Origin of the sequence: Geminocystis sp. (assembly GCF_041753295.1) — a bacterium.
GTDB lineage: Bacteria > Cyanobacteriota > Cyanobacteriia > Cyanobacteriales > Cyanobacteriaceae > Geminocystis.
In genome coordinates this window covers 66,585-81,543 of the sequence record NZ_JBGSUU010000084.1, presented here as the reverse complement: position 1 = coordinate 81,543, position 14,959 = coordinate 66,585, and the positions used below count along the sequence as shown (strand labels likewise).

Annotated in this window: 15 protein-coding genes; 10 read left to right on the top strand and 5 right to left on the bottom strand. The window is 31.1% G+C overall.

What is annotated here, in order from left to right; genetic code table 11:
- Positions 1–298: 298 nt before the first annotated feature.
- Complete coding sequence (gene atpB / locus ACEW8E_RS09320) at positions 299–1,054, bottom strand: F0F1 ATP synthase subunit A (RefSeq protein ID WP_373480063.1); 756 nt, start codon at positions 1,052–1,054, stop codon at positions 299–301.
- Between the two features lie 50 nt (positions 1,055–1,104).
- Complete coding sequence (locus tag ACEW8E_RS09315) at positions 1,105–1,476, bottom strand: ATP synthase subunit I (RefSeq protein WP_373480098.1); 372 nt, start codon at positions 1,474–1,476, stop codon at positions 1,105–1,107.
- A gap of 296 nt (positions 1,477–1,772) precedes the next feature.
- Between ACEW8E_RS09315 and ACEW8E_RS09310 the strand changes: the two genes are divergently transcribed.
- Positions 1,773–2,282, top strand: a complete 510-nt coding sequence (locus ACEW8E_RS09310) for a hypothetical protein (protein WP_373480062.1) — start codon at positions 1,773–1,775, stop codon at positions 2,280–2,282.
- Between the two features lie 5 nt (positions 2,283–2,287).
- Positions 2,288–3,211 (top strand): ParA family protein, encoded by a 924-nt coding sequence (locus ACEW8E_RS09305; protein ID WP_373480061.1) that lies wholly within the window; start codon positions 2,288–2,290, stop codon positions 3,209–3,211.
- Positions 3,212–3,264: 53 nt separating this feature from the next.
- Here the strand turns inward: ACEW8E_RS09305 and ACEW8E_RS09300 are convergent, their stop codons facing one another.
- Entirely contained in the window at positions 3,265–3,651 is a 387-nt protein-coding gene (locus ACEW8E_RS09300; protein WP_373480060.1) for a hypothetical protein, read from the bottom strand.
- A gap of 321 nt (positions 3,652–3,972) precedes the next feature.
- Between ACEW8E_RS09300 and ACEW8E_RS09295 the strand changes: the two genes are divergently transcribed.
- On the top strand, positions 3,973–5,241 hold the full coding sequence (locus ACEW8E_RS09295; RefSeq protein ID WP_373480059.1) for a glycosyltransferase family 4 protein: 1,269 nt from the start codon (positions 3,973–3,975) through the stop codon (positions 5,239–5,241).
- A gap of 362 nt (positions 5,242–5,603) precedes the next feature.
- Here the strand turns inward: ACEW8E_RS09295 and ACEW8E_RS09290 are convergent, their stop codons facing one another.
- Both ACEW8E_RS09290 and gmd read right to left on the bottom strand, forming a co-directional pair.
- Entirely contained in the window at positions 5,604–6,539 is a 936-nt protein-coding gene (locus ACEW8E_RS09290; RefSeq protein ID WP_373480058.1) for a GDP-L-fucose synthase family protein, read from the bottom strand.
- 107 nt (positions 6,540–6,646) lie between these two features.
- Entirely contained in the window at positions 6,647–7,711 is a 1,065-nt protein-coding gene (gene gmd / locus ACEW8E_RS09285; RefSeq protein ID WP_373480057.1) for a GDP-mannose 4,6-dehydratase, read from the bottom strand.
- Between the two features lie 249 nt (positions 7,712–7,960).
- Here gmd and ACEW8E_RS09280 point away from each other — a divergent pair, with 249 nt between their 5' ends.
- The 7 genes from ACEW8E_RS09280 (at position 7,961) to ACEW8E_RS09250 (ending at position 14,863) form a co-directional block, all read left to right on the top strand.
- Positions 7,961–8,788 carry an ABC transporter permease gene (locus tag ACEW8E_RS09280; RefSeq protein ID WP_373480056.1) on the top strand — a complete coding sequence of 276 codons (828 nt, stop codon included), beginning with the start codon at positions 7,961–7,963 and terminating at the stop codon, positions 8,786–8,788.
- 48 nt (positions 8,789–8,836) lie between these two features.
- Entirely contained in the window at positions 8,837–9,607 is a 771-nt protein-coding gene (locus ACEW8E_RS09275; protein WP_373480055.1) for an ABC transporter ATP-binding protein, read from the top strand.
- A gap of 85 nt (positions 9,608–9,692) precedes the next feature.
- Positions 9,693–10,625: an NAD-dependent epimerase/dehydratase family protein gene (locus tag ACEW8E_RS09270; RefSeq protein WP_373480054.1), complete on the top strand. Its 933-nt coding sequence runs from the start codon at positions 9,693–9,695 to the stop codon at positions 10,623–10,625.
- Positions 10,626–10,752: 127 nt separating this feature from the next.
- Positions 10,753–11,736, top strand: a complete 984-nt coding sequence (locus ACEW8E_RS09265; RefSeq protein WP_373480053.1) for a glycosyltransferase — start codon at positions 10,753–10,755, stop codon at positions 11,734–11,736.
- 128 nt (positions 11,737–11,864) lie between these two features.
- The gene (locus tag ACEW8E_RS09260) at positions 11,865–12,617 is read left to right on the top strand and encodes a nucleotidyltransferase family protein (RefSeq protein WP_373480052.1); all 753 of its coding nucleotides are present in this window, start codon (positions 11,865–11,867) and stop codon (positions 12,615–12,617) included.
- Positions 12,610–13,584, top strand: coding sequence for a folate-binding protein YgfZ (locus ACEW8E_RS09255; RefSeq protein WP_373480051.1), 975 nt, complete (start codon positions 12,610–12,612; stop codon positions 13,582–13,584). Before ACEW8E_RS09260 ends, ACEW8E_RS09255 begins: the two co-directional genes overlap by 8 nt.
- Before the next feature lie 100 nt (positions 13,585–13,684).
- The gene (locus ACEW8E_RS09250) at positions 13,685–14,863 is read left to right on the top strand and encodes a YcjF family protein (protein ID WP_373480050.1); all 1,179 of its coding nucleotides are present in this window, start codon (positions 13,685–13,687) and stop codon (positions 14,861–14,863) included.
- Positions 14,864–14,959: the final 96 nt, after the last annotated feature.

Sequence of the window (14,959 nt, the reverse complement as noted above, 5' to 3'; positions counted from 1 at the left end):
AAATTTAGTTTTTGGTTTTTATAAGAGAACGAATTGAGCAATCTTTCTCTTATGATAGTTAATCACACAATGGTCATTAATTTTATCCCAAAAAGTATTTAACTATATTTTGGGTTTTTATGATAGCCAGTTTGATTATTTTTATGACTTATTTTAGTCAGACTTTCGTACCTAAAATTATTGACAACAATGTAAAACTATATGTCTTAAGTTGTCAAGGTACAAACTACTATCTAATATTAAGTAAAATAGTCATTAATTTATAGTTAATTAAGTGAATCTAACTATTAGCTATAAATTAATCGTGATGTTCTTCGCCGTGACTTTCCATTGCTTCTCCAATATAGGAAGCCGCTAGGGTTGCAAAAATTAACGCTTGGATAGCGCTAGTAAATAAACCGAGGATCATCAAAGGTAAAGGTACAATTAAAGGTACTAATAAAACCAGTACTCCTACCGCCAATTCATCCGCTAGAATATTCCCGAATAAACGGAAACTTAGGGAAAGAGGACGAGTAAAATCTTCAATGGCACGGAAAGGTACCATAATGGGAGAAGGTTGGGCATAATCAGCGAAATAACCTAAGCCTTTTTTACTAATTCCAGCATAAAAATATGCTAAAGATGTTAATAACGCAAATGCTACGGTAGTGTTGATGTCAACAGTCGGAGCGGACAATTCTCCTTCGGGGATTTCAATCAACTTCCAAGGAATTAAAGCACCCGACCAGTTAGACACAAATATAAATAAGAATAATGTGCCGATAAAAGGTACCCAAGGGCGATATTCTTTTTCACCGATTTGATCTTTAGCTAAACCGCGCAAGAAATCAAGGACGTATTCCATAAAATTTTGGAAACCCGTCGGGATTCTTTGAACATTTCGGGTAGCAGCAATTGAAGCTACAAGTAGAACACCAATTACGAACCAAGAGACAAGAAATACTTGTCCATGTATTTTATATTTACCGATCTCCCAGTAAAAATGTTCTCCAACTTCGATAGCTGCTAAATTAACAGAGTTTAATAGATTTAATGTATTTGCAAGGTCCATTGAACAAGATTTTTCCTGATTTTAGGAATCTTTGACAATTTATCATAAAATTAGCCATTTTTATCTGATTTATTTAGATTGCCCAATAAACTACTAGGTAAAATATAAAAAAGGATACAGGCTTTATAAGTCATGAAACCGAGAAAAATCGGAATCACTTGTAGTTGTTGCCTTTGAGTTGCAACGATAATTAAACCCATGAAAATCGCCAATCTCGTCATTCCAATACGTTTTTTAAACGTACCAACTCTTTCAACTTCCCTCGCCAACATATTCACATAAACCAAACTGAAACAAGCCCCTAATAAATAATTGAGGCTAGTATTGAAGCTATAAAACCACCAAACTAAAATAAAGCTAACGACAGCGATTAAAATAGTACCGATGAGGAGATTATTACGGAGTTGATAAAACTCTTTCATAGAATCTTCCTTTACTTCTGGGGTACAACTCTCAATATCAGTGGTTTGAGAGATGGTTGTCATGGGAGTTGATTCAGTATTGATCACTTTGACGGCTAGATTCTTGGGAAATTATTTGTCACAATTTTATCACGATAGGGATCTTTAAGGTTAATTTTTATTAATTTCTTTAGGTTTAGTATTTTTTATGTAATAATTATTGTAATAAAATAAGGAAATAGTTATAGGAATTCACCTGAATTTGTTTAAAATTGTTATAAAGTAAGCAACTATAAGATTATTGTGACAGGATATTTATGAATTTAACAGCAGAGAAAAATATTACCTTTGAAGAGGCGATTTCTTTAACAGAAAACTTTATCAATCAAATTTCACAACTATCAGAAGAAGAAAAAGAAACTATAGTATCATGTTTAGTTTTATCAGAAAACGGAGCTAGAGGGTTTTTTGTTACTTATTTAACCAGTGATAATGCTATGGTTGATCAAAAATCATCAGGTATTATTGAAGGTTTAAAAACTTCTCCTGAAATTGTTAGTGAGTTATTAGTAAAAAATATTGCCATGTCAACGGCGATGAAAATAACCCACGAAAGAAATGAAAATGTAGAAATGTCGGAAAAATCAGCAAGAGTTACTCAAAGAAGTTTGAATTTAATTCAAGAATTATCAATGCCACAAATTCAAGAAAAAATAGCATTATTACTGAATACTATTAAAGAAGAAAAAGGTATATATCAAGAGTTTTTAGTTCGTTGGGGATATGATCAAGAACAAAAACAATCTATTATGGATATTTTACAATAAATATTATGGGATATATCATTAGTACCGTTAATATGAAAGGCGGTGTAGGTAAGACAACTTTAACGGTAAATTTAGCTACTTCATTAGCCAAAAATTTTAATAAAAAAGTTTTAGTTTTAGATTTAGATGCACAAATTAGTGCGACTTTAAGTTTATTACCGCCCCATGAATTTGGGAAGTTAAGGAAAAAGCGCAAAACTTTGAGTTATTTAATTGATAATATAATTGTGCCTAATCCCTACTCGAAATTAGATATTCATGACTTAATTACTAAATCTGTTTGTGGCTTACCTCAGTTAGAGTTATTACCCGGAGATATAGATTTATACGATGAATATGTGGTATCGGAAATGTTGCATCAACAAGCCGTTAACGAAAATAAAATCGAAAATTTTGAGTCAGTGTGGAATAATTTTGAAAGATTATTAATCCGTAATATTCTACAACCAGTGATAGAAGACTATGATTTTATTATTATGGATTGCGCACCCGGGTATAATCTTCTCACCAGAAGCGCCATTGCGGCTAGTCATTTTTATTTATTACCAGCACGTCCTGAACCGTTATCATTAGTAGGGATACAATTATTAGAAAGGAGAGTTAAAAAGTTAAAAGAGAATCATCAAGATAATAACCCTCTTGATTTAAGATTATTAGGGATTGTGTTTATTTTGTCTGAAGCTGGGGGGATATTTGGACGTTATGACAAGTATTATGATCAAGTAATTAGACGAGTTAAACAAGACTTTAGCATAGATCAACTATTTACTACGGATATTCCTATGGATGTAAATGTAGCGAAAGCCATAGATTTATTTATGCCGGCGGTATTAACTTCTCCTAATTCTAGCGGTTCAAAAGCTTTTAGTAAACTTACAGAAGAATTTTTAGGTAAAATCAATGCCTTTACTCAAAATAATCGAGGTTAGGCAATTTATAAATTTCTCGATTAAGTATTTTTAGATTAATCCACGAGCTGAATTTAAACTATTTTTTCTTTACTTTTATCAATAATTGCTCCTCGATAATGAGTTACGCCACTGGGTTTATAGCTAACAGTTTTATCAAGGTTATTATTTCGATTATAGTTAAAACCCCGATAAGTCATAGAATTTTTAGTTTTAAATTCACCTTGATTAACTTCTGGATTAGAAGCTATTTCGACTTTTTCAATTCTATTTTTATCTCTTTCATCCACCAAGGTTATGTCAGACTCATTAAACTTAGTGATAGATTTTTGGGTAAGTAACATTCCTCCGAGTAAAATAGCTAAAAGAATAGGAGTTGGAGCGGAAACGATACCTACGATACAAGTAATTAAAAATAAAAAAACTGACAAAGCTAATGCTAAACAAATAATTAGTTCCATGATCTTAACCTCTAATGTTTATTTATCGATATTCATTTAATTCCTCTACTACCAAAAACTCTATCATTTACTCACTATTATCACTGTGACTAAATTATAATTTTTTAAATCTATTCTTTGTATATTTTTTTATCAATTATTCTACCCAATTTACAACATAAGTTATTGTTTGTAAAGGTGAATATTTTATGATTACAAAAGATAGTAAATATTTATGAGTATTTATACTTATTAAGTTTAATGAGATTAAAATGAAATTTCTATGGTTAAACTTTATACTTAAATTGTAATTATTTCCGTAAAAAAAAATACTTTTAGCTTATGTTTAAAGAAAAAACAAAAGTCTTATTCATACACCCTAATTTTCCCGCACAATTTCGTCATTTATGTCAAGTTTTAGGGAAAGACTCTAATTATGAAGTAATTTTTATTACAAAGCGAGAAGAAGGACAAATAGAGGGGATAAAAAAGATAATTTATCAACCTTCGAGAGAAGCTAAAATCGAAACTCATCACTATATTCGTAATTTAGAAAATGCTGTTTTACAGGGACAAGCAATTTATCGTGTGACAACTCAATTAAAACAGGAAGGCTTCTATCCTGATATTGTATATGGTCATTCGGGCTGGGGGCCAACTTTATTTATTAAAGATATTTTTCCTCGTGCCAAATTTTTATGTTATTTTGAGTGGTTTTATAATGCTCATGGTAGTGATGCCGATTTCGATCCCAGTGATCCTCTTTCGGCGGATGATGAAGCTAGAATTAGGGTTAAAAATGCACCTATTCTGATTGATTTATATAGCTGTGACAGGGGATTATCCCCGACATTATGGCAAAAACAACAATTTCCTCCAGAATATCAGTCAAAAATAACGGTTTTACATGACGGTGTTGACACAGAATTTTTTAAGCCTAATGCCGACACAAAGTTAGTGATACCTGAAATTAATTTAGATTTAAGCAAGGTTACGGAAATTATTACTTATGTAGCCAGAGGTATGGAACCTTATCGGGGTTTTCCTCAGTTTATTGAAACTATTGATATTTTACAAAAACGTCGCCCTAATACTCATTTTGTCATAGTTGGTCAAAATCGTGTGGCTTATGGGAAACAATTACCTGATGGTAAAACCTATAAAGATGTGATGTTAGAAAAAGTATCCTTGGATTTAAGTAGAGTACATTTTACTGGGTTATTGAGTTACGATTATTATTTAAAAGTGTTGCAAGTCTCTTCAGCACATATTTATTTAACTCGTCCTTTTGTTTTATCATGGTCAATGTTAGAATCAATGGCAACTGGTTGTGTGGTTGTGGCTTCAAAAACTAAACCTGTAGAAGAATTAATCCAAGATAATTATAATGGTTTATTCGTGCCGTTTTTCTCTCCAGAAAATATTGCTGATAAGGTAGAATATGCTTTAGATAACCCTGAAATTATGGCAAAAATTAGGAGAAAAGCTAGAGAAACTATTGTTAAAAATTATAATTTACAAGAGTTATTAAATCAACATTTACACTGGATAAAAACGGGAGAATTGAAAAAGTTGTCTAATCGTAAAAGTAAAAAAGGGTTTACTAATTAGGAGATAGGAGATAAAAGGAAACGGGGAGATAGGGGAAATACTAAAGAATAAAAGTTTTGAGACTATAAATAATATATATACTTATAGAAGTATTCTAAAGAATAAGATCAAAAGTTTTGATTTGAGGAATAAAAATCTTTAAAACTGCACACTTTTTTGTTAATCTATTAGATAGATCTAAAGCATTGATTATTCTAGCTTTCTGATTCCCATTAACAAACCTTAATTAATAACTTATCGGAATAATTTTTTGATATTTTTATTTGACATTTAACAAGTCTAAATATCTAAAATTTTACGCTATTTAAGAGGAAAAGGAAGAAATTTTCCTTATCATCCTCTTTGTAAAATACCAATAATTATTAACTATTTTCTCGATACCAATTAATGGTATTTTTTAAACCTTCTCTTAAACCAATATTAGCGGTAAAACCAAAGGCTTCTTTTGCTTTAGAAGTATCTAAACAACGACGAGGTTGTCCATTTGGCTTGTCAGTTTCCCACACTAATTCACCTTCAAATCCCATTAATTCGCAGATTAATTGTGTTAAATCTTTGATAGTAATTTCAGAATTAGTGCCTAAGTTGATGGGGTTTGAACTATTATAACTTTGTGTACCCATAACAATACCTCTAGCTGCGTCATTAGAGTATAAAAACTCACGAGTTGGGCTTCCATCACCCCATACGGGTAAGATTTTATCGCCTCTTTGTTGTGCTTCGTGAACTTTACGAATTAATGCAGGAATGACATGAGAACTACGAGTATCGAAATTATCTTCAGGTCCGTACAAATTTACTGGTAAAAGGTAAATACCGTTAAAGCCATATTGTGCGCGATAAGATTCTAATTGTACCAATAAAGCCTTTTTAGCAATGCCATAAGGTGCATTTGTTTCTTCTGGATAACCATTCCATAAATCTTCCTCTAAAAAAGGTACAGGAGTAAACTTAGGATAGGCACAAATAGTGCCAATACAAGTAAATTTTTCGACTCCAGCTTGATAAGCGGCATGGATTAATTGAGTACCCATCATGAGATTATCATAAAATAATTCGGCGGGTTTTTCTCTATTTAAGCCAATTCCGCCAACGTGAGCGGCTAAATGTATAATTACATCTTGATTTGCGACAACTTTTTGACAGTTTTCCCACTGGGTTAAATCACAATCTTTTGAGCGTGGAATGGTTATTTTATCGGGATTTGCCCCAGCTTTAATTAATTCGGCGACAACTTGTTTACCTAAAAACCCAGCGCCACCAGTTACAAGAATTTTTTTTGTACTTAAATCTAACATAATAATAAATAATTGATGATTGACTGTAGGGGTTAATAACATTAACCCTCTTTGGGGGAATACTTTTTTTGGGCGAATATCATTCGGGCGAATACCATTCGCCCCTACTAATTGACGTTGTGCAACATATTTTGACGAATATAAGCTATGTCTTTTACTTTGTCCCCATCAGTAATACCTAATGCTTCTAAATCCGCATCTACCATCAAGTTTACTAACTCAGGGAATGTAACGCTAGGTTTCCAATTTAACTTTTCTTTAGCTTTACTAGGATCTCCTATTAATAATTCTACTTCCGCAGGGCGTAAATAACGCTCATCAAAGGCAACATAATCTTCCCATTTTAGGTTAACGTGGGAAAAAGCTAATTCTAAAAATTCTCTGACGGAATAGGTTTCTCCTGTCGCTACCACATAATCATCAGGGTTTTCTTGTTGCAGCATTAACCACATAGCCACAACATAATCTTTAGCATAACCCCAATCTCTTTTTGAGTCAATATTCCCTAAGTATAGTTTTTTTTGTTGTCCTGCTATAATACGGGAGATCGCTCTGGTAATTTTTCTGGTGACAAAAGTTTCACCACGGCGAGGACTTTCATGGTTAAATAAAATACCGTTACAAGCGAAAAGATTATAAGATTCACGGTGATTGACAGTTTGCCAGTGAGCATATACTTTAGCACAAGCATAAGGACTACGGGGATAAAAAGGAGTGCTTTCTTTTTGAGGAATTTCCTGTACTTTTCCGAACATTTCCGATGAACCAGCTTGATAATAACGTATATTAGCATTAGTTCTTTGTTGATAATCCCTGACGGCTTCTAATAATCTTAAAGTACCCATAGCGACACTATCAACGGTAAATTCAGGAGTATCAAAACTTACTCTAACATGGGATTGAGCACCTAAATTATAAACTTCATCAGGTTGTGTTTCTTCTAAAATACGTCGTAGAGTAGTACCATCCGTTAAATCTCCATAGTGAAGGAAAAATTTAGCATCTTCTTGATGGGGATCTTGGTATATATGATCTATTCTGTCCGTGTTAAAAGTTGATGTACGTCGAATAATACCATGAACCTTATAACCTTTATCTAATAAAAATTCACTTAAATAAGAACCATCTTGCCCTGTAACACCAGTAATTAAAGCCGTTTTTTGTTTAGTCATCATTGTGGAAATTAAATTATTTTTTTTCTTAAAGATGATAGATTAAATCTTTGGTTAAGTTTACCTTAAGGATCTCTTTTCAACAAATAATTTATTAGATACACTAGAGAATTTACTTGATAACTTATTAATTTTATAGTGATAAATAATCGAGTTAATCACAATACATAATGCCATAAAAATGATATAACTCTAAGATAGAATAATTTTATCAGATAAAAAATAGTTAATTATTATTTCTAATTACTTATGATTTTAAGCAAAAAAAACACTTTAAATACCATAGAAAAACTGCCATTATGGCATGAGATTATTCGTTATTGGGAATTATTATCTGTGTTAGTTCCACAAAGTCTAAATACTCGTTATCGAGGCTCTTTTTTAGGGGTATATTGGTCATTATTAAATCCCATTATTATGACTATTTTATATACTGTTATTTTTGGAGCAACATTTGCTTCTTATTTTGGTAATTCTATTATTAATTATATGTTTGCTGCTTTCACTGGTTTATTAGTAATTAATTTTTATAATTCTTCTACAACTCAAGCATTAAGTAGCATTGTTGTTAATGGTGATTTATTAAATAAAATAAAGTTACCTTTACCAGTTTTTCCACTATCAATGATTGCGGCAAATGTTTTTCAATTTGTGGTAGGATCTTTACCGTTATTAATCATAGTTACATTAATAAAAACTCATAATATTTTCTTTGCATTTTTATTATTATTCCCTTTTATTGCTTTAGTTTTAGTATGTACTGGAATCGGTTTATTTTTAAGTGCATTATTTGTTTTTTTTAGAGACTTAGGTTATTTTTACGAAATCACAACTTTTATTGTATGGATTACCAGTCCTGTATTTTATCCTGCGGAAATTGTGCCTCAAAGAGTACAACCTTTTCTTTATCTTAATCCTTTAGTACCTATTATTGAAAGTATTAGACAAATAAGTTTAGAAGGTACTTTTCCCGAAATTAGTCACTTGATGAAAGGTTTTTTTAGTGGCATAATTATTTTAACTTTAGGGTGGTTATTTTTCCGTCGTGTACAATCATCTTTCATGGATTTACTTTAAATAAGTTTTTTATTTTAAATATTATTTATTACCTTTATTTTTATCAAAATGGATCAAGAAGTTATTAGATTAAATAATGTTTCATTATGGCGTAGAACTCAAGAAGAATTTTCTTATGATCTGAAAAAAACAGTCTTTTCTTTTCTTCAAGGAAAATATGTTAAACCTGCTAAAAAACAAGTTTTAAAAGATGTTGATTTTGTTGTTAAAAGTGGGGAAAAAATAGGTATTATTGGCTCAAATGGAGCTGGTAAATCTACTTTATTAAAAGTTATTTGTGGCATTTTAGATCCGACTTTTGGTACAGTGAGAATTAGAGGAAATATTGCTCCTTTAATTGAATTAGGGGCTGGTTTTAATATGGATATGTCTGTTAAAGATAACATCATTTTATACGGTGTTTTACTGGGATATTCTAAAGAAGAAATGAAAAGTCGCACTTATGAAATTCTTGAATTTGCAGAATTAGAAGAATATGGAGAAGTGCCAGTCAAAGCCTTATCTTCTGGAATGAAAGCACGTTTAGGGTTTTCTGTCGCTACGGATGTACAACCTGATATTCTTATCCTTGATGAAGTTTTATCCGTTGGGGATGCTAAATTTGCCCATAAATCCCGCGCTCGAATTCAAAGTTTATGGGAACAAAGTAGTACAATTTTGTTCGTCTCCCATAGCCTCGAATATGTTAAAGATTTATGCGATCGCACAATTTGGCTAGATCATGGTAAAGTAGCCTATGAAGGAAACACTCCAGAAGCCATTAAATTATACCTAAACTCTGTGGGAGTGGACTATGTACGTCCTCCTTCAGCACTTTAAGTAATTGCTAATTCCTAATTACCGTAATCCTTTATGATTAAATACGGCAAAACATTAATCAATATTTAAACTTAATATTCTAATTATGAAAATTTTAATTACCGGAGGCGGTGGTTATATCGGTTCAGTATTAACTCCTGTATTATTGAGTAAAGGCTATGAAGTAACTGTAGTTGATAACTTTATGTTTCGTCAAAATAGCCTCGCAGAGTGTTGTCAATACGATACTTTTAAAGTAGTAAGGGGTGATTGTCGTGAAGAAAGTCTAATGAAAGACTTAGTTAAAGATGCCGATGTCATTATTCCCTTAGCGGCGTTAGTTGGTGCGCCTTTATGCGGTAGAGATAAAATTGCCACAGAAACCACCAATCGAGATGCTATTCAAATGTTATGTCGTTTAGCAAGTAAAGAGCAAAGATTTTTAGTGCCGATTACTAACAGTGGTTACGGCATCGGGGAAAAAGGTAAAATGTGTACCGAAGAAAGTCCATTACGTCCCATTTCCGCCTATGGTGTTACTAAGGTAGAAGCTGAAAAAGCCATTTTAGAAAGAGAAAATAGTATTAGTTTCCGCTTGGCTACGGTTTTTGGTATGTCTTCTCGTATGAGAGTTGATTTACTTGTCAATGATTTTGTCTATCGTGCCGTAAGCGATCGCACGGTGGTAGTATTTGAAGGACACTTTAAGCGTAATTATATTCATATTCGTGACGTGGTGAAAGTATTTTTACACGGTTTAGATAACTTTGAAACCATGAAAGGAAAACCTTATAACGTTGGTTTAGAAGACGCTAACTTGTCTAAATTAGAGCTATGTGCCGAAATTCAGAAACAAATACCCAATTTCTATTATATTGAAGCACCTATCGGCGAAGATCCTGATAAAAGAGATTATATTGTTTCCAATGCCAGAATTTTAAGTACTGGTTTTACTCCTGATTGGACATTAGCCAGAGGCATTCAAGAATTAATCAAGGGTTATACTATTTTACGCAATACTATTTATTCTAACGTTTAAAAATAAAGTAATAAGTAATAAGTAATAAGTAGAAGAATTGAGGTTAAACTTATTAAAATTAATAATTATTCATTATTCATTATTAATTATTCATTATTCATTATTCATTATTCACTATTCACTATTCATGACACAACGGAATCTGTATTTTCTCTTTCCTGAAATGAATATCCATAGCGGTGGACATATTGCGCAACTAAGATTTATGGCTATGACACAATCTTTTTTTTACGCTCAACCCGTTACTTATAAGAAAAAAGAGAAGGATATTTTGTTCTTAAATGACGTAATTAAAGACATTAGTGCGACTAATAATATTTATGTTATTCATTGGGGACCTCATATTCAAGAACTTTTAACAAAACTTAAAGATTTTAATGTAGTTTATTTTGCACATAGTACGGGATACAAGTTTAAAATACCATCAAAAGTGCCGATAATAAACGTTAGTAAACATTCTCAAGGCTATTGGGGAAGATTTGCACCGAATAACCTTATTTTTTATCTTCCTAACGAGATTTCTGACAAATATCAGAATAAACAAGAAGAAAGAAAGATTGATGTATTAGTACAGAAACGCAAGTCATCAAAATATTTAATTGAAGACCTAGTACCAGCCTTAAATCCCCACTGTAATTTGACTTTAATTGACTATTGGGTAGAAGATTTAGCCACTATTTTTAATCAAACTAAAGTTTATCTTTATGATTCTACAGAATATTGGGTACAAGCTAAAGCTAGTGAGGGTTTTGGCTTACCGCCGTTAGAAGCAATAGCTTGTGGATGTACAATTTTTTCTAGTTTAAATGATGCTTTATCAGACTATTTAGATCCTAGCTTTAATTGTCATAAATTGCGAGTTTATTCTAAAGAATATGATGTTCAAAGAATTTTAAAAGCAGTGGAAAATTGGCAAGATAATTCAGCTAATATTGATATTGTTAATAATTATCGTTTACCTTTAATAAAAGAACGTATAGTAAGAATATTTGAAGAAATTAATAGCTTTTTTGATCATCAACAATCCTTCTCTGAAAATATACCAAATATTATTAAAAATAAACCTTTTTCCGTAGATAAAATAATCAATAAATTAAAATCATTCTTTTAAAAAATCTAGCTAAATAAGTTAGTTAAGAAACTAAATTTAATCTTAAATATTATGTTTATAATAAAATCTTTTTTGTCGATAATATTTCCTTTATTTATTACTAATTTTAAACTATAGATAACTATTTTATGATAAATGATGAAATCAAAAATACAGTAGCGGTTATTCTCGCAGGAGGATTTGGTACTAGAATTAAACATCTATTGCCTAATATTCCTAAACCCATGGCAGAAGTAGCAAATAAACCTTTTATTGAATGGATTATTAACTATTTACATCAACAAAATATTGATAATTTTATTCTTTCTACTGGTTATTTAGGTGATATTATTGAATCTTATTTTAAGGAGCAAAATCTAAAAAATATTACTGTAAATTGTTATCAAGAAAGTGAACCTTTAGGCACAGCAGGAGGTTTTATTAATGCCGTAAATTTATCAAATCAACAACCCTTTTCATGGTTAATAACTAACGGTGATTCTCTAATTTTTACTGATTTAAAACCTTTATATAACTTGTTAGAAAATAAAGAGGTTGATGGGGTTATTTTAGGGTTATCTTTACCTGATGCTTCTCGTTATGGTTCGTTAAAATATGATGATGATTATAATTTAATTAGTTTTGCTGAAAAACAACAAGGAAAAGGCGTTATTAATGCTGGAGTTTATTTATTTAAACACTCAGTTATTAACAAATTTCCCGATAAAAAACCTCTTAGTTTTGAATATGATGTTTTCCCCAAATTACTCAATCAAGGTTGTAAAATAAAAGTACATATAACGGAAACACCTTTTTTAGATATTGGCACACCTGAAACTCTAATTCAAGCTGAAAATTTTATCTTGAATAATTTTAAAAATAATAATAAAAAATATGATTAATATTGATACTATTAAAAATTCTTTAGCTTTAATTGACAGAAGTAATTTTGGTTTATTAAAAGTAACAGGAGATGATAAACTTCGTTTTTTACATAATCAAACTACTAATGATATTCAAGGTTTAAAAGTAGGAGAAGGTTGTGATACAGTTTTTGTTAATTCTACAGGAAGAAATATTGATTTAGTTAGTGCTTATATTCAAGAAAATGAAGTTTTATTATTAGTTTCTCCAGCACAAAATAAAAAGTTATATGATTGGATGGATAGATATATTTTCCCCTTTGATAAAGTAGGGATAAAAGATATAACTACTGAGTATAAAATTTTTACTTTAATCGGTGAAAAAAGTTTAGATTTATTATCAGAATGGGTTGATACTGACTTTTTAAAATCGGCTGAATTTACCCATAAAATTATTAAAATTGATGATATAGAATTAATTATTACCGTTGGTTGTAACTTAAAATTAACAGGATTTAATTTAATTATTTCTCAAGAAAAAGCCTCTTATATTTGGGATAGAATAACATCAAAAAATCCTATTTTAATAAATGATAAAGACTACGAAAATTTACGAATTTTACAAGGAAAACCTACATCTAATAAAGAATTAACAGATGAATATAATCCTTTAGAAAGTGGTTTATGGGATGCAATTTCTTTTAATAAAGGTTGTTATATCGGACAAGAAACTATTGCTCGTTTAAATACTTATAAAGGCATTAAACAAAAACTTTGGGGAATAAAATTAGATAAATCTATTAATCCTGAAATAGATAATATTATTACCATTGAAGGAGAAAAAGTTGGTAAAATAACCAGTTATTTAGAAACAGAATCAGAAAAATTTGCCCTAGGTTATATTCGCACAAAAGCAGGAGATATTGGCTTAAAAGTTTACATTGGAAAAGTGCAAGGAGAAGTAGTTAATTTACCTTTTATTCGTCATGAATATTATGGCAATTGATGTGCCTTTTTACTTCCAAATTTTGGGTAATATCTATGAAAAGCATTGGGGATTTAAGGACATAATTGAGCATAATTAATTATTCATTATTAAGTAATTTATGAAACTTCCATCTATTAAAAAAACTCTTGATTTATTCAAAGTTGATGAAACAGAAATTGCTAATATTTTAGAGTCTGTGCGATCGCAATTGCCTACCACAGAAGCGTTACTTATCGGTAAACCCCAAGCCGGGAAAAGCTCTATTGTAAGAGGTTTGACAGGAGTTGGGGAAGAAATTGTGGGGCAGGGTTTTCGTCCTCATACGCAATACACAAAGCGTTACGCTTACCCTTCTGAAGATTTGCCTTTACTGATTTTTACTGATACTGTTGGTTTAGGTGATGTTGATAAAAATACGGAAGAAATCATCACGGAATTAACTACTCAATTAGACATCGAAACTAAACGAGCAAGGATTTTAATTCTGACAGTAAAAATTAATGATTTTGCTACGGATAGTTTAAAAAATATTGCTGAAAATCTTAGGAAAAAATACCCTCAAATTCCTTGTTTATTAGTAGTAACTTCTTTACATGAACTTTATCCTAATCTCGACAGTAATCATCCCAAATATCCTCCTAATTTTCCCGAAATAGATAGGGCATTTAGTGAGATAAAAAATACATTTAGTGATTTATTTGATCAAGTAACTTTAATTGACTTTACTTTAGAAGAAGATGGATTTATTCCTGTTTTTTATGGTTTAGAAAATCTCCGAGATTCTTTAGCCGAATTACTACCTTCAGCGGAAGCAAAAACCATTCATCAATTATTAGATGAAACCGTTAATTCTCAGTTAGGAAACCTTTATAAAAACGTTGCTAGACGCTATATTTTAGCATTCTCGGTGATAGCCGTAACCCTTGCCGCCGTGCCTCTTCCCTTTGCCACCATGCCCGTTTTAACTGCCTTAGAAGTGACAATGGTAGGGGTTTTAGGACGACTTTATGGACAAACCATTAACCCTTCTCAAGCTGGAGGAATTATAAGTGCCATCGCTGGAGGATTTTTAGCCCAAGTTGTTGGTAGAGAGTTAATTAAATTTATACCCGGTTTTGGTGCGGTTGTAGCGGCTAGTTGGGCAGGGGCATATACGTGGGCTTTGGGTGAAGGTGCTTGTGCTTATTTTGGTGATATTGTGGGAGGAAAAAAACCGAATCCTGAAAAAATTAAAGCAGTAATGAAAGATGCTTTTAAAGATGCTAAAAAACAGTTAAAAATTAATCATGAAAATTAGGAGAGAGGAGTTAGGAGAGAAGAGTTAAGAGAAATACTTATAAATTATATTCTCAATCTAGTATTAATAATAATTACAGAAAAAATATTGAGAAAA

What these genes read in the sequence shown, in the direction of transcription:
- ACEW8E_RS09280 (WP_373480056.1), top strand. Translation starts at nt 7,961, where the DNA reads ATGATTTTAAGCAAAAAAAACACTTTAAATACCATAGAAAAACTGCCA.
- ACEW8E_RS09260 (WP_373480052.1), top strand. Translation starts at nt 11,865, where the DNA reads ATGATAAATGATGAAATCAAAAATACAGTAGCGGTTATTCTCGCAGGA.
- ACEW8E_RS09305 (WP_373480061.1), top strand. Translation starts at nt 2,288, where the DNA reads ATGGGATATATCATTAGTACCGTTAATATGAAAGGCGGTGTAGGTAAG.
- ACEW8E_RS09315 (WP_373480098.1), bottom strand. Translation starts at nt 1,476, where the DNA reads ATGAAAGAGTTTTATCAACTCCGTAATAATCTCCTCATCGGTACTATT.
- ACEW8E_RS09295 (WP_373480059.1), top strand. Translation starts at nt 3,973, where the DNA reads ATGTTTAAAGAAAAAACAAAAGTCTTATTCATACACCCTAATTTTCCC.
- ACEW8E_RS09300 (WP_373480060.1), bottom strand. Translation starts at nt 3,651, where the DNA reads ATGGAACTAATTATTTGTTTAGCATTAGCTTTGTCAGTTTTTTTATTT.
- ACEW8E_RS09270 (WP_373480054.1), top strand. Translation starts at nt 9,693, where the DNA reads ATGAAAATTTTAATTACCGGAGGCGGTGGTTATATCGGTTCAGTATTA.
- ACEW8E_RS09250 (WP_373480050.1), top strand. Translation starts at nt 13,685, where the DNA reads ATGAAACTTCCATCTATTAAAAAAACTCTTGATTTATTCAAAGTTGAT.
- ACEW8E_RS09255 (WP_373480051.1), top strand. Translation starts at nt 12,610, where the DNA reads ATGATTAATATTGATACTATTAAAAATTCTTTAGCTTTAATTGACAGA.
- ACEW8E_RS09265 (WP_373480053.1), top strand. Translation starts at nt 10,753, where the DNA reads ATGACACAACGGAATCTGTATTTTCTCTTTCCTGAAATGAATATCCAT.
- atpB (WP_373480063.1), bottom strand. Translation starts at nt 1,054, where the DNA reads ATGGACCTTGCAAATACATTAAATCTATTAAACTCTGTTAATTTAGCA.
- ACEW8E_RS09275 (WP_373480055.1), top strand. Translation starts at nt 8,837, where the DNA reads ATGGATCAAGAAGTTATTAGATTAAATAATGTTTCATTATGGCGTAGA.
- gmd (WP_373480057.1), bottom strand. Translation starts at nt 7,711, where the DNA reads ATGACTAAACAAAAAACGGCTTTAATTACTGGTGTTACAGGGCAAGAT.
- ACEW8E_RS09310 (WP_373480062.1), top strand. Translation starts at nt 1,773, where the DNA reads ATGAATTTAACAGCAGAGAAAAATATTACCTTTGAAGAGGCGATTTCT.
- ACEW8E_RS09290 (WP_373480058.1), bottom strand. Translation starts at nt 6,539, where the DNA reads ATGTTAGATTTAAGTACAAAAAAAATTCTTGTAACTGGTGGCGCTGGG.